Consider the following 23,344-nt stretch of genomic DNA (forward strand, 5'->3'; position numbering starts at 1 on the left):
GGCAACCCCGGGCATTCAAGATCCGTTCACCCTTTGTTTACCAAGCGTGACCATTCTGCAATCAGGTCACAAAGCGACCTGAAGTTGGTCAGCCCGAGGAGTTGTAGACACCGATTCGGTAACGATCACACGGCAGGCAGTTGCCCGCCAGTGATCAGCGGAGCGGAATCCGGCAACGGACCCGCGAACCTACTTCCGCCCGTCTCTTCGCATCGAGGTGCGAAGTCCCGCGCGACACCGCGGCCGAGCCCCAGTGCGGGCGATCCGGCGCCGCACGAACCGCGTCGCGTTCCGGGGACGAAAAACGTCCCCCACAACAAAACCACACAACAGCACATGGCCGTTTCGGCGCGCGTCCACGAGCGTACGCCGCAGGATCCGTGCTGCCCAACCGCGGCCGGATCGAGTAAGTCCCCGATCAAGGAACCGATTCGCAATGCCTGACAGACGCCTTTCCACCCTTCGCCGCCCCTCGTTCCGCGAAACCGTCACCGTCGCGGTCGCCGCCGCCGGTGTTGTTGCCGTGGCCGCCTGCTCCGCGGCGTCCGTTGCCGATGACAGCGTCCCGTCTCGCATCGCCATGGTGGCCGAGCAGCAGCCCGAGCAGCAGCCGGAGGCCGCGCCCGCTCCGGTCGCCGAGCAGACCGCCGCCCCGGTCGCGGAGGCGATCCCCGCGCCGATGCCCGCCCCGGCTCCCGCTCCCGCCCCCGAGCCGGCCCCTGCCCCGATGCCCGCCCCGGCCCCGCCGGTCTACGCGGACAACCTGGACGGCTGGATCCGCCACGCGCTCGACATCATGCACGCCAACGGCATCCCGGGCACCTACGAGGGCATCCACCGCAACATCATGCGTGAGTCGACCGGCAACCCCCAGGCCATCAACCTGTGGGACTCCAATGCCGCCATGGGCATCCCGTCCAAGGGCCTGCTGCAGGTGATCGACCCCACCTTCGCCGCCTACCACGTCGCGGGCACCCCCTTCGACATCTGGGATCCGGTGGCCAACATCGTGGCCGCCTGCAACTACGCGGCGCACCGTTACGGCTCGATGGACAACGTCAACAGCGCGTACTGAGCCACACCCGCCACCACAGCCTCCCTATCCGCGGATGGGGAGGCTGTGGTGTTTTCCGGCGCGGGCCCGGATGACCTCCGGCTGCGTCCGTTAGGGTCGAGGCACCTGCGACCCTGTGGACATGCCGTGACCGACTACGCACACAACGACGCGGCGGCCAAGAGCCGCGCCGAGAAAGCGCGACGGCTGGCGAGCTATCTCTGGCACCGCGGCATCACCGGTCCCGAGGTGCTCGCGATGCCCGCGCCCGCCCGGCGCAAACTGGCCAGGGCCGCCGCGACGAATCCGCCGAGCACCGACGAGACCTGGACCACGGTGGCGCGGCTGCTGGCGGAGAAGGACGACTGGGCCGCCCGCCATCCGGGGCATCCCGCCGCCCGGCGCGAACACACCGACGAGAAGCTGCTGTGGGTGAAGCCGCCGATCCGTCCGTGGTCCTGATTGTCTCAAAACAGTTGCTCTACAAGCCTTTCCACGTCTACTACAAAGTTCCGTAGAGTAATGTCATGTACCCGCCGCCCCGGCCGTCGCGATGACCGAGCGCAAGCCGCCGAAGCAGACCTTCGAATCGTGGGTCGACAAGCAGATCCGCGAGGCGGCCGAGCGCGGCGAATTCGACAACCTCCCTGGCACCGGCAAGCCGATCCCCGGGGCGGGCACGGCTTACGACCAGGATTGGTGGCTGCGCGGATATCTGCGTCGCGAAGGCGTCGGCAGCGAGGCGCTCTTGCCACCGTCGCTGCTGTTGCGCCGGGATATCGAGCACCTGCCCGACGAGGTGAGCGACGCGACCAGCGAACGCCAGGTGCGGGCGGCCGTGAGCGAACTCAACAAACGCATCGTGGACTGGCTGCGGATGCCGGAAGGGCCGTTCGTGCCGATCGCTCCGGTGAACGCGGACGAGATCGTCGCGCAGTGGCGGAACGCGCGCGCGACCGCGCGGCCGAGGCGCGAGCAGTCGAGCAGCCGGAACCCCGCGCCCTCCCCACCGCGGGACGCGGAGGCGACAACCCGCCCCCGTCGGCGGTGGTGGCGTCGGTGGCGGGGAAACAGCACCGGCGCCGGGTAGCTCGGCGCCATCCCGCCGCTCACGCGCCGAGTTCGGTTACTTGCTCCACCTCGGCGATCACCTTGTCCGCCAGCGCGCGCAGCACCTGAGCCTCGTCCGCCGTCATCGGCTCCACGAAGACGCGACGGACCAGATCGACATGGTTCGGCGCGGCCCGCTCCAGCGCTACGCGCCCTTCCGGCGTGAGTTGGACGATGACGCCGCGCGCATCCTCCTCGGCGGGCCGCCGCTCGACCAGGCCGCGCGCGTCCATCCTGGCCAGATGCTTGGACAACCGGCTCTTCTCCCAGCACACCTCCGCGGCCAGTTCCTTGGCGCGCAGACAGCCGTTCGGGGCGGCGGACAACGCCACCATCAGCTCGTAGTCCGCCAGGGACAGGCCGTCCTCGGCCAGCCCGGCGGAAATCGCCCCGTCCAGACGCTGGCGCAGCCGCACATAGGCCTGCCAAGTCGCCTGCTCGTCGTCACTCAACCACCGGACCATGGGAATGAAGTGTAGTCGTGGTTGGTTGACATGGACACCAACTCCTCAGGAGGTTCCGATGCCCGCCGTGACCGTTCCCGACATCATGGTTCTGCCCCGCCTGCCTCGTTCCGACGCGACCCTGCGCGAACGGCCGGTCCGAAGCGTGGTCACCGCGCACACCCAACGTGAGGGCGCTGGATTCGAGGTGCGCAGGCCGTTCCCCAGCATGGATCTGCGCACGGCCGATCCCTTCATCCTGCTCGACCAGATGGGCCCGGTTGCCTACGAACCGCACGAGGCGAAAGGCGCGCCCTGGCATCCGCACCGGGGCTTCGAGACGGTAACCTACATGCTGGACGGCACCATGGTGCACCACGATTCGCAGGGTGGCGGCGGCGTGATCGGCGAAGGCGACACCCAGTGGATGACCGCGGGCTCCGGCATCTTGCACGACGAGGTGCCGCCGGAGGAGATGGTCGCCTCGGGCGGGTGGTTCCACGGCATCCAGCTGTGGGTGAACCTGCCGCGCGCACTGAAGTTCGCCGCACCGCGCTACCAAGACCTGAGTGCACGCAAACTGACCCTGGTGAGTTCGCACGACGGCGGCGCGCTGGTGCGGCTCATCGCCGGGGAAGTCGGTGGATTCACCGGCCCGGGATCGACTTACACCCCGATCGCCTACGCCCACGCATCGATCACGCCCGGCGGGCTCCTCGAAACGCCGTGGCCGCAGGAATTCACGGCGATGGCGTACGTGCTCTCCGGCAGCGGTGGCGTCGGCGCGGAACGCAGGCCGCTGCGCGAAGGACAGCTGGCGGTCTTCGGCCGCGGCGACGCGATCAGCGTGACAGCCGATGCGCGCCAAGACAATCCGACCGGAGCACTCGAAGTGCTGTTGCTCGGCGGACAGCCGATCCGGGAACCGGTGGTGCAGTACGGGCCGTTCGTGATGAACACTCGCGCCGAGATCATCGAAGCGATGGAGGACTATCAGGCCGGACGCATGGGAAACATCCCCGCGGAGCACATCCGCGGCACCGGCACTACCGCGTGAGCGACGACGATGGGCGCGATCCCCTAATGCCCTAGTTCCCTCCCCCCGAGGTTGACAAGAGAGCGGCCCGTCACAACAGTGGATGCGGCGTCCGGTCGGACGCCCATCCACCGCAGCAACCACACAGAGGAATACATGAACGTTCGCCGGCTCTCCGTCAGCGCGGCCGTCGCGGGATTGACCTTTCTCGCGGCTCCCGCCGCCCTAGCCGCCCCTCCGTCCGGATCCGCCGGAACCGGCTCCTCGGCCGTCGACAGCGGCTCCGCCGCGACCGGCTCGGCCGGTCTGTCGCAGACCGGTTCGGCCGGTGGCACCTTCGCCAACTGCGACGACGCCCGGGCCGCCGGCCACGCGCCGCTGTTCCGCGGCGAACCCGGCTACGGGCCGCAACTGGATCCCGACGGCGACGGCTTCGCCTGCCCGACGGTCTGAACCGACCGCGAAACGACGACACCCGGTGGGCGATGCCACACCGGGTGTCGTCGTTTTTCCAGCTCAGCGGAAGATCTTGAGCAGCACCAGCCCGACCACCAGTGCGGCGGCGCCGATCAGGCTGTACTTCACCTTCGGCTCGTTCAGCTTCCCGACCACGATCTGCTTGGTGTCATCCGCGATGCGATGCGGGTCCGCGCGTACCGCGAGTTCGTCGAGCGTGCTCGCCAGCCGAGTGCGGGCGGCCTCGATCTCCCGCTCGATCCGCTCGGTATCCCTTGCCACGTTCCACCCTCCTGTTGTCGATTGCCGCACCCGGTGCACGATCACGCCACATGTCCGGCCGTCCGTGCGGCGCCGGGGCTCGCGGACGAGTCTATCCGCCGCCACGCCGCGCCCACCGGCCGCGCGAAGGATCTCCGGTCACCGCCTTCGGATAGCGTGCTGGAGGTGACCCCCAACCAACGACTCTCCCCGGGCGACACCGCCCCCGACTTCACGCTCCCCGACGCCGACGGCAAGAACGTCTCGCTGTCGGACTACCGCGGTCGCAAGGTGATCGTGTATTTCTACCCCGCCGCCAGCACGCCCGGCTGCACCAAGCAAGCCTGCGACTTCCGCGACAATCTGGCCGAGCTGGACGGCGCGGGCATCGACGTGGTGGGCATCTCGCCGGACAAGCCCGCCAAGCTGGCCAAGTTCCGCGACGCGGAACAGCTCACCTTCCCGCTGCTGTCGGATCCCGACCGCACCGTGCTCACCGCCTGGGGCGCGTACGGCGAGAAGACCATGTACGGCAAGACGGTCGTCGGTGTCATCCGCTCGACCTTCCTGGTGGACGAAGCGGGCAAGATCGCCGTCGCGCAGTACAACGTCCGCGCCACCGGCCACGTCGCCAAGTTGCGTCGCGACCTGTCGGTGTAGCGCCGGCAGTGAAAAGCCCGGCGCCGCAGGGACGCCGGGCCGAGGCCGCCGTGCGGCTCCAGTTCAGGCCTGCCAGACCTGCTGGGCGGCCCATTGCGCCATCAGGCGGAGATGCTCGTCCCACCAGTCCGCGGCTTCCGGGGTGAACGCGGCGGGCGGCGGCGCCTCACCGGGGAACAGCAGCGCGCCGTCGGGCGCGCCCACCTTGCGATCGGACGGGAGCCCGGTACCCGGTACCAGCGGCTCGGGGCCCTCCGCCTCGGTCTCCGGCCCATCCGTGGCATCGGCGGCGACCAGCGGCAGCGGCAGATTCCGCGGCGCGGGGCCCCAGCTGTGCTGGGGCAGCTGCACCCCGGCCGTGGAGGCGTCGAAGCCGGAACCGACCGGCCCGTCCACCTCGGCGTCCGCGGCTGGGACGGGCTCGGTGGCGTGGCCCGCACCGGTGCCCTCGATCCTGGCGTCCGCCGCGACGACGGTCGGCAGCGGCTGGGCGGAATCGTTCAGCAGGTAGCTCCCGCCGACGACCATTCCGCTGGCCAGTACGCCGGCCGCGGCGAACACCGCCACCCCGCCGCGCCCGCGCTGCGGCTCGCTCACCGGCCCGGCGTAACCGTCCTGCTCCAGCCGCGCGCTCAACGCCGCACCGGCGGCCGACGCGAAAGCCCCCATGGTGCAGGGGATCACCGGCACCTCGAACGTCTCGACCGCGGTCAGCACCGCCGACCCGGCGCCCGCCGAACCGATCAGCGCCACCGCGTCGGGGCGCGCGGCAGCCGCCTCCAGCTGATCCACTGTGGCCGCAACGCTCAGGCCGAGCGAACGCGGCGTCGCGCGGCCCGCCTGCCCCACCGCGGCGAGCACCCGGCGGCGGCCGCGATCGACCAGGGTGAACGCGTGGTACCCGGGCACCACCTCGCAGATCAGCAGGTTGTCGTAGGCGTCGAGCCAGGTCATCATGCTCGCCACGCTCAGGTGGGCCGATTTCACCGACACCATCGAGGCGCTGTGCCACGGACCGGCCGCCAGCCGGGTCACGATGGCGCGCCGCTCCGCGGGATCCCGGTAGGCGACCGCCACGCCGCCGACCTCCCGCTCCGCGCCGAGCCCTGCGGTCAGCGCGCCGAGCGCGGTCTCCACCGCCGCGGCCACCTCCGCCTTGCCGTCACCGTCCGTTCGCACCACCCGGCGCAGCAGCACCCGGTCGGCCAGCTTCTTGCCGTCGGCCAGCGCCACCGCGTGCACGGCACCGCGTTCGGTCGAAACGCCGAGAGTCACCACAGATTCAGCCACCACTGATCACGCCTTCCCTCTGTGCATTGACCGAGCTCACGGACTTGCCGAAAGCCATGAGCCCCATGGATTCCCCTGCTCGGAACACACGTCGCGATGCACGCGCGCTCGGTAAGTGTTCGGCACCACATCGGTTACGGATGGGTAGCGGAAATCGAGTCGCGGGGACGCGAACGGCGGATGCGCGTATCGCACGCTTGTCCCTACCGTTAGCCTGGATGCGTGGAAGTACGCGCGGAGGCCAGGTCGAAGCACCGTCTGGACCCTGCGTTGGAGCTGCAGGACGACCCACAGGAGCTCATGCCGCGACGCCGGCCGACGCAGGAACGCAGCAAACGAAAGTTCGACGCCTTACTCCAGGCGTCCAGGGAACTGCTCGTCGAGGTCGGGTTCGAGTCCTTCACCTGTGAAGAGGTGGCGGCCAGGGCGGAGGTGCCGATCGGCACGCTGTATCAGTTCTTCGCCAACAAGTACGTCATCGTCTGCGAGCTGAACCGCCAAGACCTGGTTGCCGTTTCCCAGGAGCTGGCCGACTTCCACGGCGAGATCCCGTCCCTGGACTGGCTGCGGCACATGAACCAGTTCGTCGACCACTTGGCCAACCTCTGGATGACCGACCCGTCCCGGCGGGAAGTGTGGCTCGCCATGCAGTCCACGCCGTCCACCCGGGCCACGGGCGCCATCCACGAAAAGCAGTTCGCCGAGGTCGTGTCGCAGATGCTGCGACCGCTCACCCCGCGCACCCCGCGGGCGCGGCGCACCATGATGGCCGAAGTGCTGGTGCACGTGGTCTATTCGATGCTCAATTTCTCGGTGCAGGACGAGCAGAGCAGTGCGGAAGCGGTCGCCGAACTGAAGCGGCTGATGGTCGCCTACCTGCTCGTCGCGGAGAAGGAATCGCGCACCGGCAGCGAACGATGACGGTGGTCCCGGCGGGAACCGGGACCACCGCGCGGGCTCACCCGGCGTTGTCGCGGCCTTCGATGAGGTCGGCCAGCTCGCCCGGGTCCTCGAGCACCACCATCGCGGCGGCGGTGTCGCCGTCGTGGGTCAGCGACAGGTGAACCCGTACCCGGGGCAGGAATTCGGCGGCCAGGCCGTGCAGCTTGATGCTCGGCCTGCCCCACGCGTCGTTGACCACCTCGATCAGCGGATAGGGGTTGTCCCCGATCTGCGGGCGGCGGGCGAACCGAGACGATGCCCAGGCTTTGAGCACCGCCTCTTTCGCCGCCCACCGCGCCGCGTAGCTGCGCGCCGGGTCGGTCCCTTTGCTCTGGCAGTAGCGCCGCTCTCCCGCGGTGAAACTTTCCCGGAGCATGGTGGTTCCGGCGCGTTCGAGCTGTTCGGCGAACTCGGAGATGGTCACCAAGTCCAAGCCGATACCGAGGATCGTCATAGGCGGGCAGCCTACGACGTGCGTGGCGAGCCCGCGCGCGGACCCGGCGCGGCGAGTTGCCCCGCCGCGCTTCCGGTTACGCGCATCCGATGCCCTTGGCCCGGTAGGCGCCGTCCTGCGCCAGGCGCGCCTCCGGCGAAAGCAGCACGTCGGCCTCCAGCTCGCGCGCCCGCTTGGCCGGGGTGCCGTCCCCGCCGAGCCTGCGATCCGCGGGACGCTCGTACAGCGGCGCGCCGCCGCACATCGCCTCCACGAACCGCTGCCGCCCGGACAGCTGCCGCTCCTGCGCCTTGCGCTGGTACTCCTCGCGCTGCTCCGGCTCGATGGCCTGGATGAACGCCTGGGGGTGCACGACCGCCAGCAGACCGTTCACATGGCCGAAGCCGAGCGAGGTGACCAGACCGGCCTTGAGCGGAAGACGATCGCCCAGCCGCAACGGCTCGCGCAGCCACACCAGGTGCGGGAAGGCCAGCATCTTCTCGTCCACGCAGTCGAGGCTGCGGTTCGGCGGGATGACGCCCTGCTCCAGCACCTGGCACAGGCCGATGAGCTGGAAGGCGGCGGCGCCGCCCTTCGCGTGCCCGGTGAGGGTCTTCTGCGAGACGACGAACAGCGGAGCGCCGTCCGAGCGTCCGATGGCCGTGGCGAGGCGCTCGTGCAGCTCGGACTCGTTCGGGTCGTTGGCGGCCGTCGAGGTGTCGTGCTTGGACACCACAGCGATCTCGTCCGGGGTCACGCCGAGCTTGCGCAGCTCGGTCGCCAGCCTGGACTCCCTGCCGCCGCGACCGGCGCCCAGCGCGCCCAGGCCGGGAGCCGGGATGGAGGTGTGCACGCCGTCCGCGAAGGACTGCGCGTAGGCGACCACGCCCAGCACCGGCAAGCCCATCTCCAGCGCGACGCTGCCGCGCGCCAGCAGAACCGTTCCGCCACCCTGCGATTCGATGAATCCACCGCGGCGGCGGTCGTTGGCGCGGGAGAAGTACCGGTCGCTGATGCCCTTGGCGCTCATGGCCGCGGAATCCGCGGTGGCCGACATGTCACCGAAGCCGACGATGCCCTCGATGCCGAGGTCGTCGTACCCGCCGGCCACGACCAGATCGGCCTTGCCGAGCCGGATCTTGTCCACGCCCTCCTCGACCGACACCGCTGCGGTGGCGCAGGCCGCCACCGGGTGCACCATCGCGCCGTAGCTGCCGACGTAGGACTGCACCACGTGGGCCAGCGCCACGTTCGGCAGCGCCTCCTGCAGGATGTCGTTCGGGCGCGACTCGCCGAGCAGGTTGTCGATGTACAGCGAGCGCATCGAGGACATGCCGCCCATGCCGGTGCCCTGCGTATTGGCGACCAGCGAGGGGTGCACCCAGCTCAGCAGCTCCGCGGGGCTGAACCCTGAGCCGACGAACGCGTCCACCGTGCAGACGATGTTCCACAGCGCGACCCGGTCCACCGAAGCGGCCATGTCGGGCGAGATGCCCCAGATGGTGGGGTCCCAGCCGGTCGGGATCTGGCCGCCGACGGTGCGCGACAGCTTGGCCCGGCGCGGCACGCGGATCTCGGTGCCTGCCTTGCGCGTCACGGTCCAGTCACCGGAGCCCTCGACCGGCGTGATCACCGTGTGCTCCGGATCGGCGGCGTGGAAGGCGCGGGCCTCGGCCTCGCCGCCCACCGTGAACGACAGGTCCTGGTCGAGGAAGACCGAGGTCATCAGCGGGGCCGAGTTGTCGGTCATGGCGCCGTCGTCTTCGTAGCGGCGCACACCGCAGCGGGCGACCACGGCGTCGTGGTAACGCTCGGCCAGCTCGTGCTCGGGCACGTAGTCACCGGACGCGGCGTCGTACCAGCCCGGCTTCGGGTCGTTCTCCCAGGTGACCATGCCGGTGGTCCAGGCCAGCTCCAGCACGCCCGCCGCCGACAGCTCGTCGGAGACCTCCATCTCGAAGCGGGTGCGCGCCGAGCCGTAGGGGCCCAGCTCACCCGCGCCGACGATGACCACCATGTCGGCCGGGTCCGCGGTCACCTCGCCCCACTCGGGCACCGGCAGCGCGGAGGTCACGGTCGGCGGCGCGGGCAGCGCGGCGATGGTGCGGCCCGCGTCGGCGTCGGTCTGCTCCTCCGCCTGCTCCGCGGCCTGCTTGGCCAGCGCGGGCAGATCCAGCTTGGCCCTGGCCAGCCCACCGGTCAGGTCGATCTGCTGCGGGCCGCTCACGGTGACCTGACGGGCCCGCGAGGTGCACCACTTGAGCAGTTCGTCGGCCATCTCGGCGGTGGACCAGGTCTGCACGCCCGCCTTCTCGACCGCCTCGACCATCGGGTCGTTGTGGCCCATCAGACCGGTGCCGCGCACCCAGCCGATCAACGCGTGCACCAGGGTGACCCGGGCCGACCACGACTTCTCGGCCCGCCACTTGGCGACCACCGCGTCCAGCGCCGCCTTCGACTCGCCGTAGGCGCCGTCGCCGCCGAACATGCCGCGGTTGGGCGAACCCGGCAGGACCACATGCAGTTTCGCGTCCACGTCGTGCTCGGCGCCCAGCTTCGACAGACCGCCGATCAGCCGTTCGACCGACCAGAGCAGCACGCGCATCTCCATTTCGGCGCGCGCGCCCGCGTCGGCGAGATCACCGGCCACCCGCGGCGCCGCGAACGGCAGCAGCAGGGTGGGCGTCATCGCGTCCTTGATCTTGATCTTCGCGCCGCCCGCGCTGTCGACCTGCTCGGAGCCGATCCAGTCGATCAGAGCGTCGATGTCCTGGTAGGACGCCATGTTCGCGGGCACCACCCACAGCGCCGCGCCGTGGCGGGCGTTGTCGCGGTACAGCTTGCGGTAGAAGGCGAGGCGCTCGTCGTTCAGCGTCGAGGTGGTCACCACCACCGTGGCGCCGCCGCTGAGCAGCCTGCCGGTCACCGCCGCGGCGATGGAACCCTTACTGGCGCCGGTGATCACCGCGATGTCCGAGGACCACAGGCCCGGCTCAGCGGTGCTCAGCGCCGCCTCTGCGATGCGCCCGTACAGCCCGGCGAGCACCGAACGCGCCTCGTGCATCGCACGCTGGCGCCACCAGTTCGCCTGTGCGGCAACGGCTTCGCCCGCGCCGAGGAATCCGGTGACCGGTCCGTTCGCGCTGCCCGAGTCGTCGGCCAGCCACAGCCGGGCCAGATCCTCGCGCGCCGTGGCCCACCGGTCGTCCAGCAGGACCGCCTTGCGGGCGTCGAACGCGGGCGCGACCAGGCGCGGCCAGTCCGAGCCGAGTTCGGCCGACACCAGGTCGACCAGCGAGTCGTCGGTCGCCTCGGGCGCGGAGACCCGCTCGGAGAGGCCGAGCTGTTCCAGCACGACGCGCGCGGCCGTGGCCAGCACGCCGTCGCGTCCGGTGATCTGCTCGGTGAACTCACCCAGCGCGGCGGCGTCGACCGTCGCGCCGCCACCCCCGCCCGCCGACGGCAGCGACACCGCGACACCGCGGCGGGCCGCGACGGCCTGCACGGCCGCGTCGATGGCCGCGTCGACAGAGGCAGCGTCGCTCAGCGCACCGGAGACCAGCCCGCCCAGGTCGCCACCGCGCACGCTGGTGCCTTCCCTGGTGCCCAGTGACACCTCTGCGGTCACGTGGCTGGCCCACCCGTCACCGAGTTCCCATACCTTCGTGACCCGCTCGGCGATGGCGGCCGGACGCTTGCCGGACGGGCCGAACACCTTGCGGAGATGGTCGCCGATGGCGTCGGTGAGCACCGTGCCGAAGGGACGGTAGGTGCGGGCGAGCCGCTCCACCGTCGCGGAGAGCGCGCCCATGTCGGCGTCGGCCGCACCGTCGATCGCGCCGAGTGAGAGCTCGGAGCCGAGGTCGACCAGCAGCTGGTTGCGCCGCGACGACACGCCGTCGCACAGGCCCTCGATGGTGTCCACCGGGCCGATCTGGTCCAGCCGCAGCTTGGTCCACAGCGCGATCAGCACACGGGTGGCGTCGGCGGCGGTGAACGCGATGTCGTCCGGACGCGGGCCGCCGGAGCTCGGGGCCGGCGCGGCCACGGGGGCGGCGGCGGCCGCCGCCGGAGCCGCTGCGGCCGGGGCCTCCTCGACCGGCTCGTCCACCGGCGCGGGGTCGGTGTCGGTCGCGTAGACGATGGCCGCCTCGCGCTCGATGTTGAGCACCTCGACGGTGGCGCCGCCGAACGCGGGCAGCTTCAGCGTCTGGGAGGCCAGGTTGGCCACCGTCGGCGTGGCGCCGAGGCCGATCTCGACGAACCGCTCGATACCGAGGCCGCCATGGGCGGGGTCGGTGAACAGCAGGTCCTGGGTCTCGATCCAGCGCACCGGGCTGGCGAACTGCCAGGCGAGCAGCTCGATCAGCACCACACGGCACAGCTCGGTCGGACGAGCGGCCCAGCTGTCGAAGTCGGCCAGCACCTCCGCGAGCGGCTCGGACGGCACCAGGTCCGCGATCTCCTGAACGAACGCCCGCTCGAGCGAGAACAACCTCGGCACCAGGTTCGGGATGTAGCGGCCGACCAGGGTCTCCGGGCGCAGATCCACCGGCAACAGCTGCTCGAGCTTCTGCCGGAACTCCGGAACGCCCTTGCGCAGCACCGTCGAGTGGAAGGGCACGTCGATGCCGGGGACCAGGATGAACGCCCGCTTGCCGCCGAATTCGGCACGGCGGCGGTCGATCTCCTCCTCCAGCGCGTCGAGCCCGGCCACCGTACCCGCGATCGCGTACTGCGAACCGCGCAGGTTCAAGTTGACCACCTCGAGGAACTCCCCGACCCGCTCGCCGACTTCCTGCACGAAGCCGACGACCTCCGCGTCGGGCAGACCGATCTGCGAGGGCCGGATCGCGGCCATCCGATAGTCGCTGCGCCCCTGCGCGTCCCGCGGCACCAGCTCGTGCATCGCGGACCCACGCTGGAACACCACCTCGAGCACCGCTTCCAGCGGCAGCACTCCGGCGACGGCGGCGAGCGCGTTGTACTCACCGACCGAGTGGCCCGCGAGCAGCGCGTCCTCGACGAACGCGCCGGCCTCGCGCAGCTCGGCCACCTGGGCGACACCGAGCGTCGCCATGGCGACCTGGGTGAACTGGGTCAGGTGCAGCACGCCGTCCGGGTGCCGGTGCTCGACGCCGCGCGCCTTCAGGTAGGTCGGGTTGTCGCGCACCACGGCCAGAATCGAGAACCCGAGCGCGGCACGGGTGTGCTTGTCCGCGCGGTCCCAGATCTCCTTGGCCGCCTTCGACCGGGAGCGGGCGTCCAGCCCCATCCCCTTGCGCTGGATGCCCTGTCCGGGGAAGGCGTAGACGGTCTTCGGCGCCGCGGTGCGACCGGTCGCGGCCATCACCAGTTCGCCTTCGGCCCGGCAGGAGACCTCGACGATCTCACTGCCCGCGTCGACGGCGACCCGCTCGACGCGCACATCGATCTGCGCACCGGGGCGCACCATGCCGAGGAAGCGGGTGGTCCACGCGGTCAGTGTCCGCGCGGGCACCGAAGCCGCCGGATCGACCGCCGACACGACGTGCTGCGCGGCGGCCGACAGCCACATGCCGTGCACGATCGGGCTGCCCAGCCCGGCGAGCTTCGCGGCGGCATCGCTGGTGTGGATCGGGTTGTGGTCGCCGGAGACTTCGGCGAAGGCGTGCATGGTGCGCGGCGCCACGATCGTCACGTCGCGACGACGCCTGCGCGGGGTGTCGGTGGCCGCGTCGGACACCGTGCCCGCCGCGCGCGGCGGATCGGTGAGTTCACCCGCGCCGGTACGCCCGCGAATCGCGAAACGCTCGGTGAGGGTGGCCAGCACCGGCATCGACATCCCGGTCTCGGGCTTGTCCAGCATGGCGGTGATCCGCACGTGCACCTCGACGACGCGGCCGAGGTCGGTGTCCAGGGTCTCCCCGGCCTCCGCGCGCACCGCCAGCACACTGGTCTCGGCGGGCAGTTCGCCGGCGAGATGCACCTGGTGATCCAGGTGAACCAGGTCGAGCATGCCCTCGATGACGCTCTCGTCCTGAGCGGTGCGGGACGCGCCGAGCACCGCGAACACGGCGGGCCAGCAGGCGCCGACCAGCACGTCGGGCACGGTGCGGCCGAGCGTGCTCAGCGTGGCGGGCAGGCCGGAGCCGGTGACCCCGGCGTGGTCGGCGATCAGATCCGGCGTCCAGGCCAGGTTCACATGCGCGACCTTGCCCTTGACCTCCGGCAGATCCTGGCCCGCCGCGACCGCGAGCAGTGCGGACATGGCCTCGTCGGCGTCGGCCTCGGTGACCACCGGGGCGCCGCCGTTGTAGATCGAGGTCGGCACGGTGATCCGGATACGCACCGCGTTGCCCGCCAGCAGCGGAACGGTGAGCTCCAGGTACGCGTGCTCCGGCTCAGGGCCGGTGGTCTCGGCCAGCGTCGCGCCGCTGGGCGGGTGCACCGCGCCCTTGCCGTCGACGACCCATTCGGACAGGTCGCCGAGCCGGTGCACCGGGCTGATCGTGGTGCGTCCGGCCCACTGCACGTCGGGGGCGGCGAGCACGGCGTCGATCGGGCCGCTGGTGACACCCGCCGTGCGGCGCGCGTCCACCGGGGCGGGCGTCACGCCCGCGCGCACCAGGGAGTAGGCGGTGTCCTGCTCGAAACGGTCGAGCAGCTCACCGACCGGCTCGTCGACCCGGGTGATGCCCGCGACGGAGACGGTGCCGGGAATGACGCACACCTGATCGGCCGAGTAGCGCGGATCATGCGCCTGCCACAGCGAATCCGAGCGCCACCAGCGGCGCACGTCGGCGTCCACGACCGGCACGAAGTTCACCGGCTTGCCCGGGGTCTTGCACAGCGCGATGAAGAACGGGACATCTGCGGGGTGCAGCAGGGTCTGCGCCGTGGCGGGGTAGGCGTCCTTCAGGGCGCACAGCGCCGCGACCGGGTCCTCGAAGTCGTCGTCGCCGGCGAACAGCGTCGGGATCTCGCCGCGGTCGGCCGGATGCAGCCGGGATTCGGTGCGGCGCACCATCTCCGCGAACCGGTCGCGCCAGGTGATGTCCAGCCACACCGAGCGGGTGGCTTCCGCGATCGCGTCGCCCAGGTCGCTGCCGCAGTCGAAGTCCTTGCGGCGGTCCAGCCCGACCGCGAGTTCGACGTAGCGCTCCAGCCAGTCCTGGTAGGTCATGGTGGCCAGGTCGCCGAAGTACGGCTTGGCCGTGGCGTTCAGCGCCGTGATGATCTCGTCGCGGCGCGCGGCGACCGCGTCGGCGTCGCCGGCCACCTCGTCCAGCAGGCGGCCGGTGCGCGAAGCGGCGTTGTCGATCTCGTGGATGTCGGCGCCCAGCTGACTGCGGCCCGAGGCCATACCGCCGGACGCGGTGCCCGCACCGACCCAGTCCGGGGTGCCGGGGGTGTCCACCAGCAGTTGCTTGACCTCCGGCGCGGTGGTGGCCTCCAGCGTCGCCATGGCCGCCGTGCCGACCAGCACACCGTCCAGCGGCATCACCGGATAACCGTGCCGCTCCGCCCACCGGCCGGTGAGGTACTCCGTCGCCCGCTCGGGCGTGCCGATGCCGCCACCGACGCAGACCACCACGTTGGCGCGGTTGCGCAATTCGGCGTAGGTGTCCAGCAGCAGGTCGTCGAGGTCCTCCCAGGAGTGGTGGCCACCGGCCTTGCCGCCCTCGATGTGCATGATCACCGGGTAGTCCGGAACCTCGTCGGCGATCCGCAGCACGGCCCGGATCTGGGCGACCGTGCCCGGCTTGAAGGCGACGTGCGCGATGCCCGCTTCGGTGAGCTCGTGGATCAGCGCGACCGCTTCCTCCAGCTCCGGAATGCCCGCGGTCACGATGACGCCGTCGAACGGGGCGCCCGCCGCGCGCGAGCGCTGCACCAGCCGCTTGCCGCCCAGCTGCAATTTCCACAGGTACGGATCGAGGAACAAGGAGTTGAACTGCACCGAGCGACCCGGGTGCAGCAGCTTCTTCAGCTCGGCCACCCGGTCGGCGAAGATCTGCTCGGTCACCTGCCCGCCGCCGGCCAGCTCCGCCCAGTGGCCCGCGTTCGCCGCGGCCGCGACGATCTTCGCGTCGACCGTCGTGGGGGTCATGCCCGCGAGCAGGATCGGCGAGCGTCCGGTCAGCTTGGTGAAGGCGGTCTCGACCACGATGCGCCCGTTGGGCAGCCGCACCGGGCGCGGCGCGAACGCCGACCACGGGGCCGCAGGCTCCGGCGCGGCGCCGGGGGTGAGCAGGCTGCGCTGTCCGGCGCGGGTGGCGGCCGCGACGATGCCGAGGCCGGTGCCCTTCAACGTGCCCGCGGTGACGCGGGACAGCAGGTCGCCCGGACCCAGGTCCAGAATCCACTGCGCGCCCGCGGAGATCACGCCATCGACCGCCTCCACCCAGTCGATCGGATCGACCAGGATCTGCCGCGCCAACCGGCCCGCCAGCTCGGTGTCCAACCCGCACTGGGTGGCCCAGCTGCTCACCAGGTCGACGGTGTCGGCCAGTGCCGGGTGGTGGAACGCCACGTCGACGGCCACGTCTTCGAAGACCGGAGCGAACACCGAGCCACCACGCACCTTGGCGTCACGCTCGCGCGCCTGCTCGTCGTGGATCTGCGCGCACCGCTGACGCACCCGCTCCAGTTGCGCGGGCGGTCCCGAGAGCACCGCGCGCCGACGCCCGTTGCGGATGGAGACCACCACGCTCGCGGCGGGATCGGCTCCCTCGCACACCTCGGCCACCACAGCGCGCAACTGCTCGGGATCGACGTTGGACACCGCGACCATCGGCGAGCGCTCGCCCACCGGCATCAGCCCACGTCGCCGTGCCACCAAACCTGCTGCGGCGCCGATCATCTGGGCCACCGCGAGCAGCTCCGCGTCCCGGGTGCCACCGGCTTCGACCGCCGCGGCGGCGAGCAGGCCCTGCGAATGCCCGACGATCGCGACGGGCGCGTGCTCGGCCGGATCCAGACCTTGCAGCCGCAGCGCCCGCACGGCCGCCACCTGGGTCAGCAGTACGCCGGGCATGGACACCGCGGCCGACCGCAGCACCGGCTCGGCCGGAGCGGCGGAGGTCTCACCCTCGTCGGTGTCGGCGAGCTCGTTCTCCAGCATCCAGCCGATCGGGTCGAAGCCGACCGGACGCACCACCAGCAACTGCGCCGCCACCGGCTCGAGCAGCGTGGCCGCCTCGTTGACCAGCGCGGTCAGCTCCGGCTCCAGCGCGCTGTCGCGACCGATCTCCTCCAGCTCGCTCAGCCACCTGGCACCCTGGCCCCCGAAGGCGAGCGCGTACGGCACGCCGCCGAGCAGACGATCCAACAGCGGCGACCGCGCCCCGCCCGACGCGGCCTTCCCGGCGGCGGCAACCACCTTCGTGCTCTGTCCGGATTCGGTCTTGGTGCTCTCGTTGATCGTCAAGACGCTTCGACTTCCTTCTCCATGCGACATGCCTCGGCGACACGCCGGTCCCTACCGGTTCACGAGTGATCGCGGGTGATCGGCCTGATATGGGCGAGGATGGCACAGAATCATGAGGAAATCCTCACGTTTGCCCCTGGGCGTGGCCGCTACTTAGGAGTATTTAGGTACATATGTACCAGAATGTTGGCGAACATGACTCCGCCTCATGTTTGAAGCCGCTGGTCCATCGGGTTACCAACGCGTACGAAACATGAGTGCCCCTCATATTGACGTTTTCCAAATCGTTATAATCCCAGGTGGGGTTACTGGCCAGTACGCCACGCCAACCCAATGCTGCGCTATGACCGATTGGCCCGGTAGAGTTTGGACGGTCGTACCATCAAGCGCGAGTGGCGAAATTGGCAGACGCGCCAGATTTAGGTTCTGGTGTCCACGGACGTAGGGGTTCAAGTCCCCTCTCGCGCACAGATTCCCGTCGGTCGTGACACTTTCCCAGCCGCGTGTCGGACACGCAGAGGCCACCGGCGGAAACACACTTCAACCTGGACCGATTGCCGGCACATCCGCCGGATCGCGACGCATCTGCCGTGCGAAAAGTTTGCCGGCAGGCGCGATCTGCGGTGATCGCGGCGGTCATCCCGCCACAGTTGCCGTTGCGGGGGTTCGGCTACAGACCGCAGGACACGAACCGCGTGGTTCGTACCCGCGACGATGAGGCCCTCTGCGTAATCTGCTTTTCCGACGGAGAGTCCGCAGCAACCGTCGCTACCCTCGACCGGCGACAGGCGTCCGCCTGAAACTCACCCGCCGCGGCACAAACCCTCGCCTGCTTTCAGGCGACTCGATCGGCAGCCGACCCCGCACTGCCCCCGGGCGAACATCGGGATGCCATCCAGGGCGTCGCCAGCCCAGTCGGCGCCGACAGTGACCCAAGCTACAGTAAAAACTGGAATGATTCCAATCTAGGTCGTGGTTGTACTCACCAGAAGGATCCGAAAGGAGTGCAACCATGACCGCAGCACCTCAGGCTCGGCAGCGGACCAACCGTCGGCTCGCCGACGATGTCCGGAATTTCACCGGCTCGCCCCGGCTGGCGGCCAGTCTTCAGCGCGTGCTCGTCGATCTCATCGAACTGCATTTGCAGGGCAAGCAGGCGCACTGGAACGTCGTCGGAAGCAACTTCCGTGACCTGCATCTGCAGCTCGACGAACTCGTCGACGCGGCTCGCGAGAGCAGCGACACCATCGCCGAGCGGATGCGCGCGCTGGATCTCGTGCCCGACGGGCGGTCCGACACCATCGCCGCGACGACGAGCCTTCCTCCGTTCCCCGCCCAAGAGGTGAACAGCGCCGACGTCGTCGATTTGATCACGACGCGGACCTACGCGGCGACCGATACCATCCGCGACGTGCACGACGACGTGGACGCCGAGGACCCGAGCACCAGTGATCTGCTGCACCAGGTCATCGAGTCGCTGGAAAAGCTGGCGTGGATGATCAAGTCGGAAAACCGCAAGGTCTAGGCCCCGTCATACACCGCACGCGGCGCCGCCACCCGGCCGAGGGGCGCATCTCGCGAAACCCCGGATGCACGCGGATATCGCCGTCCGCCGAAAGCTGGATGACCTGCCGGGCCCCCGGTCCGGTCACCACCTCGGTGCGGCAGTCCTTGCGCCAGCCGAAAGGCATCAGGTGAACGCGTTCGCCGCGTTCCTCCAGTCGTTCGGCGAACTCGGCCAGGACGTCGACGGTGTCGGCGAGTGCCGAGAGGACATCCACCTTCTCAGGCGCCCGAGCGAGGTCGCCGGACGACAGATGGGCGAGGCCGTCGACGACGACTGCCCAGGCGTGGGTCTGGTCGACGATGCGCCGGACTAGCTGCACGGCCGCGCCCGCCAAGGGGAGATCCCCGTGATCCACGCCGACGGTCACACGGAGGCAATCGTGGAAATACCGGCGGGCACCGACCGCCGACTCCGATTCGACCGCGCACGGGCCCGACGCCGTCACCGTGTATTCGAAAGTGCGGCAGCGGGTGCTGACGATCTGCACGGCTTACCCCTCGTCCAGTGCATTCACGGCGTCGAGGTCCAATACCGCGTTGGCGGTGCGCTCGATGATGCCGAGGCTGATCTCGTCCGGTTGGTATTTCGGCTGGATGGCGCTGTGGCCGATGGTCGCCAACCAGATGAAATACGGGTACAGGGCCTGCTGCCGGTAGGCCCGCCGCGTCGAAGTCGGGCGCCGGTGCGCCGCAGGCCGCGAGGCGGTCGAGATAGACCGCCAATAGCTCGCGCTCCCAGGCCCGCCGGTCGTGCACGGTGAGACCGGAGCTGATCACATAGGCGACGTCATACGCCCAGCTACCCCGCAGAACGACCTGCCAATCGGTGAATCCCATCCGGCCGCCGGAAGTCATGTAGGTGTTGCCGATATGACTGTCGCCGTGCAAGAAGGTCTGCGCACCGGCGCCTGCGATCTCCAGAGATCGTTGCAGCGCGCGATACAGCCGATCGTGATCGCCGGCCAAAGTTTCCGGCAGCACCGACGCTGCCCGCCGGGCTCCCACCCGCGCACGTTTCGACATGCCGATCAGCCGGTCGAGATTGGCGAAATGCGCCTGCGGCGGCTTCAGCCACCGATGCCGCGACAATTCGGCGTCGTTCCAATAGCGGGCGTGCCAAGTTGCCATCGTGCACAACAGATCAGCCATCTGGGCATGGTCGATCGGCGTCTGCGGCGTGCAGAACAGCGCGCCTTTGGTGCTGCCGATGTCCTCGAGCAACGAGATCGACCGGCCCGATCGATAGTCGACGGCGCTGTGGTAGCCGCGGGGCGCTTCGATGTCCAGGGCCGACCGTAGGTGGGTGAAGAATCCCGGCTCGCCGCCGATGATTCCGGCCAGGTCCAAGGTGAGGCGCTGCTTGAAGTCCGCGGTGGTCTTGGCGAACAAGCGCTCGGGCAGGTTCGCCGCGCGGCCCGCGGCGTTATAGGCCACGCCGAGCTTCCAGCGGGTGGACGTGCCCGCGCTCACATCCTCGTTCTCGAACGATTCGACTTCCGCGCCGGGGTGGTCCGCGCACAGCACGGCGGTCAGCCATTCGACGGTCACCTCACGGGCGGTCACCGGGATATCGCTCGCGCTCCGGGCCCGACGCCGCGTCAGCGTCTCCTTGGTGACGTGACCACCTATGCGGGCGATCCCCCGCACGATCTCCAGTACCGGAGTGGAAGCTGTGGACGCCAACGCGTATCTCCTCTGCTTGCCGGATTCGACTGCTGCGCCCGCCCGAACGTCATCGGGCACGCCCTCGGGACGGTATGGCAGCTGGACTCCGAGAACATCCGTCGAACCGGAACGGAATATCCGTACCGTCCCGGCATCACCACCGCTCACGGCCAGGACATGCTTAAGCTCACCCCCATGCAGAAGGCCGCCGCCACAGTGTTCCTCGGTCGAGACGCCGAGCTCGAGCACCTGGCGGCACTGGCCCGCCGAGTCGCCGTGGGACAGGGCGCGGTGGTGCTTGTGGAGGGCGAGCCAGGCATCGGGAAGACGGCACTGCTCGAGGCAGCCGCGACCCGTTTCGCGGAAGCGGGTCTGCGGGTGCGCACCGGCGCCGCCAGGGAATTGCAGCGCGACGTGCCGTTCGCCGCGGTGCGCTCCTGGCTCGCCGTCGAGGGCACCGCGCCGTGCGGCGGTCCGGATCCCGGTCGCCCGCTGCGGCACAGTGCGGATCGTGCGGGCGATGCCGCCGCGACCCACGAGTTCGCCGTCACCGAAGCCATTGTGGATCGCGTGGACGCTTGGTGTGCCGTCGCTCCGGTGGCGCTGATCGTGGACGACATCCATTGGGCGGACACGTCGAGCCTGGCGGTACTGCGGCGGCTCTGTGCCCTCGTCGACGCGCAACCGCTCCTGCTGGTACTCGCGACCCGGCCGCTGCCGTCGGCCCCGCCGTTCGACGCGTTGAGGGTCGATCTCGAGGAACGGCAGGCCCCGATGATCCGGCTGGACGCGCTGCCCGGGCCGGCCACGGCTGGGCTCGTGGGGCATCTGGTCGGTGCCTCCCCAGGCCCGGCGCTGCTGCGGATGGTGGCCGGCGCGCGCGGAAATCCCCTCCACATCACCGAGATGGTGGCCGCGTTGCTGCGTGCGGAGGCGATCGGGGTGATCGCCGAAATCGCGGCTCCGGCGGTGCCGGACGCCGGCGAACCCCCGTCCGCCTCGCTGTCGGAGGCGATCATCCAGCGGCTGGAGCTGCTGTCGGGTCGCGCGCGGGACGTGCTGCCGATGGCCGCTGCCCTGGGACCCGTCATCGATGTCGGGGAACTGGCGGCGGTGCTGGACAGTCCACTTCTGGACGTCTGGCGGGCAGTCACCGAGGCGGTGGACGGCGGGCTGCTCACCCGAATGAATTCCGAGCTGGTGTTTCGCCACGACCTCGTGCGCGATGTGCTGGCAGGCCGGCTACCCGCTTCACTGCGTTCGGATCTGCTGCGCAAGGCCGGGCAGGCCCTGCAAGCGACCGACGCGCCGATCGAACGAGTCGCGTACTACCTGTCGGCGAGCGGCCACGAACTGGACCGGAGGAGTTCGGAGTGGCTGCTGGCCGTCGCGGGCGAGCTGATCGTGCGGGCGCCCGGGCTGGCGGTGCAACTGCTGAGCCGAGCCGCGGCCGCGACCGGACTCGACGGCGCCGGACGCAACGCGCTGATCCGCTGGCGGACCCGGGCGCTGCTGTGGAACGGCCGCGCCGCCGAGGCCGAAACCGTGGTCCGCACCGCCCTGCGCGCTCGACCGGAATACGACCACGATGCCGAACTGACCTGGCTGCTGGTCCAGGCCTGCCAGTCCCAGGGCCGGTTGGCCGACGCCGTCGCGGTCGCGGAGACGGCGCTGTCCACCATGGATCTCCGCGCCGAGGACGCGGGGCGGCTCCTGGGCATGTGCGGACTGGACAACTTCTTCCTCGAGCGTTTCGAGGCGGCGGAGGCGGCCGGTCGGCGGGCTGTGTCGATGGGACGGAGCACCGGTAACCCGCTCGCGACCGGATACGGTCTCATGGCGCTGGGCGCGGTGCGCTACACGCAGGGCTATCTGGACGAGGCGCTGGATCTGAGCACCCGGATCCTCACGATCTTCGAAGACGGCACCGGATCGGACCAGTTCGATCCGTACGTGCTGTATGCGCACTGCCTGATCGAACTCGATCGGCTCGCCGACGCCGAACAGACGCTGCAGACGGCCATCGGGCACAACCGCCGGATGCACGGCGTCTACCTGTCCGCCAACCTGCTCGCGAAAGCGCGACTGTACCTGCTCGACGGCCGCTGGGACGACGCGCTGGCCGAGTGCGCGGCGAGCGTGGAAGCCCCCGACGTCCTCGGGTACGCGCCCGTCGCGCGTTGCCTGGCGGCATTGATCGGCATCCACCGCGGCACGTTCGTGCCGGACCCCGCGGACATTCCCGTGCCGGACGACCGCTTGGGCAGCGCCGGCTACGCCCAGCTGCATCCCTGGGTCCAGGCGCTGACGCACGAGGCCCGCGGCCGCCCGGAGCGAGCGCTGGAACTACTCCTCGACGCCCATCAGCGGCTTGCCGACGGCCTGACCGCGTCCACCCTGCACTACATCTTCCCGGACATCGCTCGGCTGGCCGCGGAGGTCGGGGACGACGCTGCGGCGCGCACGGTGGTCGCCGGCGCGGACGAGTTGCTGGCGCGGCAGCAGACCGCGGGCCGCACCGGAACGGCCCTGCTCTGCCGAGGTCTGGCGGCGGCCGATCCGCAAGGTCTGGCGGCGGCCGCCGACGCGTTCCAGCGGTCGGGGTGGCCCTGGTACGAAGCGCAGGCGCACGAGAACGCCGCCGTGCTGCTCGCCGCTTCGGGACGAGAGGCCGAGGCCCGCCGCGCGCTGGACACGGCGATCGGAATCTACGGCCGTCTGGGCGCGTCGTGGGATAGCGCCCGTGCGGCCGCACGCGTGGGGCCCCACGGCATCCGACTGGGCGTGCGCGGTCCGCGCAACCGCCCCAAGACCGGCTGGGCCGCGCTGACGCAGACCGAGCGCAAGGTCGCCGCGCTGGTGACCGAGGGCTGCTCCGATTCCGATATCGCAGCGCAGATGTTCCTGTCGCGCCGCACGATCCAATCCCATGTGTCCAGCATCCTGACCAAACTCGGCCTACGCTCGCGGCGCGAGATCGCCGCGGTCAGACCACGTTCGATGCTGCCGTGATCGT

Annotated in this window: 17 protein-coding genes, 1 tRNA gene and 1 pseudogene; 11 read left to right on the top strand and 8 right to left on the bottom strand. The window is 70.2% G+C overall.

Features of this window, described 5'->3' with window-relative positions; all coding sequences use genetic code 11:
- Nucleotides 1-436 precede the first annotated feature (436 nt).
- From GVY64_RS16930 to GVY64_RS16940, 3 genes are all read left to right on the top strand, one after another.
- Complete coding sequence (locus GVY64_RS16930; protein WP_159842445.1) at nt 437-1,075, top strand: transglycosylase SLT domain-containing protein; 639 nt, start codon at nt 437-439, stop codon at nt 1,073-1,075.
- 126 nt (nt 1,076-1,201) lie between these two features.
- Nucleotides 1,202-1,516, top strand: coding sequence for a hypothetical protein (locus tag GVY64_RS16935; protein WP_159842447.1), 315 nt, complete (start codon nt 1,202-1,204; stop codon nt 1,514-1,516).
- Nucleotides 1,517-1,607: 91 nt separating this feature from the next.
- Nucleotides 1,608-2,144, top strand: coding sequence for a J-domain-containing protein (locus GVY64_RS16940; RefSeq protein ID WP_159842449.1), 537 nt, complete (start codon nt 1,608-1,610; stop codon nt 2,142-2,144).
- A 19-nt stretch (nt 2,145-2,163) separates the two neighbouring features.
- On the opposite strand, the gene GVY64_RS16945 is transcribed toward GVY64_RS16940, so the two are convergent.
- Nucleotides 2,164-2,616: a MarR family winged helix-turn-helix transcriptional regulator gene (locus GVY64_RS16945; RefSeq protein ID WP_328820951.1), complete on the bottom strand. Its 453-nt coding sequence runs from the start codon at nt 2,614-2,616 to the stop codon at nt 2,164-2,166.
- Between the two features lie 70 nt (nt 2,617-2,686).
- Here GVY64_RS16945 and GVY64_RS16950 point away from each other — a divergent pair, with 70 nt between their 5' ends.
- Nucleotides 2,687-3,664: a pirin family protein gene (locus GVY64_RS16950; protein ID WP_159842453.1), complete on the top strand. Its 978-nt coding sequence runs from the start codon at nt 2,687-2,689 to the stop codon at nt 3,662-3,664.
- Between the two features lie 135 nt (nt 3,665-3,799).
- Nucleotides 3,800-4,096, top strand: coding sequence for an excalibur calcium-binding domain-containing protein (locus tag GVY64_RS16955; RefSeq protein ID WP_159842455.1), 297 nt, complete (start codon nt 3,800-3,802; stop codon nt 4,094-4,096).
- A 63-nt stretch (nt 4,097-4,159) separates the two neighbouring features.
- Here the strand turns inward: GVY64_RS16955 and GVY64_RS16960 are convergent, their stop codons facing one another.
- Nucleotides 4,160-4,381, bottom strand: coding sequence for a DUF3618 domain-containing protein (locus GVY64_RS16960; protein ID WP_159842457.1), 222 nt, complete (start codon nt 4,379-4,381; stop codon nt 4,160-4,162).
- A gap of 165 nt (nt 4,382-4,546) precedes the next feature.
- On the opposite strand from GVY64_RS16960, the gene bcp reads away from it, so the two are divergent.
- Complete coding sequence (bcp, locus tag GVY64_RS16965) at nt 4,547-5,020, top strand: thioredoxin-dependent thiol peroxidase (RefSeq protein WP_159842459.1); 474 nt, start codon at nt 4,547-4,549, stop codon at nt 5,018-5,020.
- A gap of 63 nt (nt 5,021-5,083) precedes the next feature.
- Here the strand turns inward: bcp and GVY64_RS16970 are convergent, their stop codons facing one another.
- Entirely contained in the window at nt 5,084-6,313 is a 1,230-nt protein-coding gene (locus GVY64_RS16970; protein WP_159842461.1) for a hypothetical protein, read from the bottom strand.
- 297 nt (nt 6,314-6,610) lie between these two features.
- Here GVY64_RS16970 and GVY64_RS16975 point away from each other — a divergent pair, with 297 nt between their 5' ends.
- Nucleotides 6,611-7,231 (top strand): TetR/AcrR family transcriptional regulator, encoded by a 621-nt coding sequence (locus tag GVY64_RS16975; RefSeq protein WP_223522150.1) that lies wholly within the window; start codon nt 6,611-6,613, stop codon nt 7,229-7,231.
- A gap of 37 nt (nt 7,232-7,268) precedes the next feature.
- Here the strand turns inward: GVY64_RS16975 and acpS are convergent, their stop codons facing one another.
- Together acpS and GVY64_RS16985 are read right to left on the bottom strand one after the other, a co-directional pair.
- Nucleotides 7,269-7,706: a holo-ACP synthase AcpS gene (acpS, locus tag GVY64_RS16980; protein WP_043688517.1), complete on the bottom strand. Its 438-nt coding sequence runs from the start codon at nt 7,704-7,706 to the stop codon at nt 7,269-7,271.
- A 76-nt stretch (nt 7,707-7,782) separates the two neighbouring features.
- A complete protein-coding gene (locus GVY64_RS16985; protein WP_236566888.1) occupies nt 7,783-17,097 on the bottom strand; it encodes a type I polyketide synthase in 9,315 nt (3,104 codons plus the stop codon).
- 386 nt (nt 17,098-17,483) lie between these two features.
- Here GVY64_RS16985 and GVY64_RS16990 point away from each other — a divergent pair.
- Nucleotides 17,484-17,565: transfer RNA gene (locus GVY64_RS16990), tRNA-Leu, on the top strand.
- A gap of 544 nt (nt 17,566-18,109) precedes the next feature.
- Nucleotides 18,110-18,622 (top strand): Dps family protein, encoded by a 513-nt coding sequence (locus GVY64_RS16995; protein ID WP_159842465.1) that lies wholly within the window; start codon nt 18,110-18,112, stop codon nt 18,620-18,622.
- Here the strand turns inward: GVY64_RS16995 and GVY64_RS17000 are convergent.
- From GVY64_RS17000 to GVY64_RS39130, 3 genes and pseudogenes are all read right to left on the bottom strand, one after another.
- Complete coding sequence (locus GVY64_RS17000) at nt 18,597-19,151, bottom strand: threonyl-tRNA synthetase editing domain-containing protein (protein WP_268895635.1); 555 nt, start codon at nt 19,149-19,151, stop codon at nt 18,597-18,599. The genes GVY64_RS16995 and GVY64_RS17000 overlap by 26 nt on opposite strands.
- A gap of 3 nt (nt 19,152-19,154) precedes the next feature.
- Nucleotides 19,155-19,283, bottom strand: coding sequence for a hypothetical protein (locus GVY64_RS38725; protein WP_268895636.1), 129 nt, complete (start codon nt 19,281-19,283; stop codon nt 19,155-19,157).
- 130 nt (nt 19,284-19,413) lie between these two features.
- A pseudogene (locus tag GVY64_RS39130) lies at nt 19,414-19,644 on the bottom strand (phosphotransferase); the annotation flags it as partial.
- On the opposite strand from GVY64_RS39130, the gene GVY64_RS37260 reads away from it, so the two are divergent.
- A complete protein-coding gene (locus tag GVY64_RS37260; protein WP_201298056.1) occupies nt 19,534-19,962 on the top strand; it encodes a hypothetical protein in 429 nt (142 codons plus the stop codon). The pseudogene GVY64_RS39130 and the gene GVY64_RS37260 sit on opposite strands and share 111 nt — an antisense overlap.
- A gap of 561 nt (nt 19,963-20,523) precedes the next feature.
- Entirely contained in the window at nt 20,524-23,340 is a 2,817-nt protein-coding gene (locus GVY64_RS17010; RefSeq protein WP_159842471.1) for a helix-turn-helix transcriptional regulator, read from the top strand.
- The last annotated feature ends 4 nt before the right edge of the window (nt 23,341-23,344 follow it).

The sequence above is a fragment of the Nocardia sp. CY41 genome (genome assembly GCF_009829325.1).
Lineage (GTDB): Bacteria > Actinomycetota > Actinomycetes > Mycobacteriales > Mycobacteriaceae > Nocardia.